Source organism: uncultured Succinatimonas sp. (genome assembly GCF_905203285.1).
Lineage (GTDB): Bacteria > Pseudomonadota > Gammaproteobacteria > Enterobacterales > Succinivibrionaceae > Succinatimonas.
Genome location: NZ_CAJKVK010000150.1, coordinates 1 through 1,827, shown reverse-complemented (window position 1 = coordinate 1,827; position 1,827 = coordinate 1). Strand labels below are relative to the sequence as shown.

The 1,827-nt window shown below is 38.3% G+C and carries 2 protein-coding genes; both read right to left on the bottom strand.

Annotation, left to right across the window (positions count from 1 at the left end; all coding sequences use genetic code 11):
• Positions 1–148 precede the first annotated feature (148 nt).
• A complete protein-coding gene (locus QZ019_RS09735; RefSeq protein ID WP_295484629.1) occupies positions 149–1,207 on the bottom strand; it encodes a glycosyltransferase family 4 protein in 1,059 nt (352 codons plus the stop codon).
• The gene (locus QZ019_RS09730) at positions 1,207–1,563 is read right to left on the bottom strand and encodes a hypothetical protein (RefSeq protein WP_295484626.1); all 357 of its coding nucleotides are present in this window, start codon (positions 1,561–1,563) and stop codon (positions 1,207–1,209) included. Before QZ019_RS09730 ends, QZ019_RS09735 begins: the two co-directional genes overlap by 1 nt.
• Between the last annotated feature and the right edge of the window lie 264 nt (positions 1,564–1,827).

Sequence of the window (1,827 nt, the reverse complement as noted above, 5' to 3'; positions counted from 1 at the left end):
GCTTTTAAAAAGGAATGCGATTTAATTATCACCAATCGCATGCAAAAAGAATTAGCCGATGTAAGAGATAAAATCTATACCCGTGATTTATTTCATAACATCTGACAAAAAAGAGCGGGGAACAAACCCCGCTTTTTCTATTAATGAATTAATGTTTTAAAACCTTTTTATAAAGAGATAAATAAGAAGCAGCCATCAGCTCGGGACTATGTGCCTTTGCCATGCCAAGAGCTCCTTCTATAAGCTTTTCTTTTAAAAGATATTCGTTTTTAATCTTCAAAACAGCGTCAGCCAAAGCTTTAGCATCTCCTTTTTCAATTAAAAGACCGCTATCATGATCCTTCACAATATCGGGGATCCCGTCTACAGCCGTCGCCACAACGGGAACACCCTGTTCCATTACATCTAAAAGGACACTGCCCAGCCCTTCATAATTTGACGGATAGGCAAAAACATCAAAGGATTTGATGTAATCCACAACATTTGAGACAAATCCTTCAAAAACCAAGGAGTCTCCAAGATTTTTGCCCTGCTCTTTAAATTTCTCAAGATCTATTCCCGAACCTAAAAATACTACCTTAAGATTCGGAATATCTTTTTTTAAGATTTCAGCAGCTTTAATCAAAACAGATTGACCTTTATGTCTGTCAACCAATGCTCCGATATGACCTATGACAAAACTGCCTTTAAAACGATCTTTAATTTCTTTTGCTTTAACTTCATTTACAGCAAAATGCGCGCAAGAACTGGGAATAAGCTCAATTTCGCGCTTAAACTGCGCTTTAAGACCATCTCCTATAGCTGATGAAATAGCAACAACAGCTGCAGCTTTAGCATAAATAGCACGATTTAAAACATTGTCGCGCACTGTTTCAGGAACACGGCGCGTCGTTGCATAAGGAGTCTTATAAAGCAGATGATGTACAAAAGCCCATTGTGTCGCTCTTGCCTCATGAGCCTGAATAACATCACATTTATCTGCCAAATATTTATGTCCGTTAAAACGTAAATCAATACGTTTTCTTAGCTCAATGATTTCTAAATCAGGAGTACCGTCCAGATGCTCGGCAAGCGGGCTCCCTGCTCTGCACACCAAATACTGTTTTACGCCAAGACGAGCAAGACAAGCAATCAGCAGCTCGGTTTGACGCTCGCCGCCGCGAAAACCGCGAGCTAAATTTACATGACCTACGGTTAATTCTGCCATTACGGTAACCACACAAATTGAACGCAGTGAAAAACCTCAGGATCGTCTGACATCTCATTACTGCACAAAATTTTAGCCAAAACAATGCGATCCATTTCCCCTTTTGAAACCACCTCGGCTTCAAAATAATCATACTCCGGATCGATAAAAGAATTTAATTCTTTCCATAAATCACTTGGCTCTTCCAATGCTATTTCAATTTCACGTTCAGGGTCATTCCACAAACGCAGCATTCTGTCATACAAATCTTCTTCTGTAACCAAGACTTCTTCTACGGTATCCTTAAATTCTTTAAGGACCATGTCCGTTAACTTGTCCTGATAATCATCGCTTATTTCGTATATATTGATAGACATCCGTAAAAACCCGTCCAGTTAAAATCTTTCTAAGAGTTTAACAACGGTAAGATGCTCTTTCAACAACCGTTAAATAATTCTTATCCTTAATGTAAGCCCTTTACTTTAAAGAAATAGCATATTTATTAAACAACATGATTTTTCTGTTACTTCTCAGCTGTCCCGATATATCTTAATTTCCCTTTACTAAACCGCAGCACAACTTATCAAACCTAAAAGTTGCGGATCTAGATAAGTAACTCTAAAAATCCTCTCTAAACGGCT

Coding starts and splice junctions, on each gene's coding strand:
- QZ019_RS09735 (WP_295484629.1), bottom strand. CDS start 1,207: ATGGCAGAATTAACCGTAGGTCATGTAAATTTAGCTCGCGGTTTTCGC.
- QZ019_RS09730 (WP_295484626.1), bottom strand. CDS start 1,563: ATGTCTATCAATATATACGAAATAAGCGATGATTATCAGGACAAGTTA.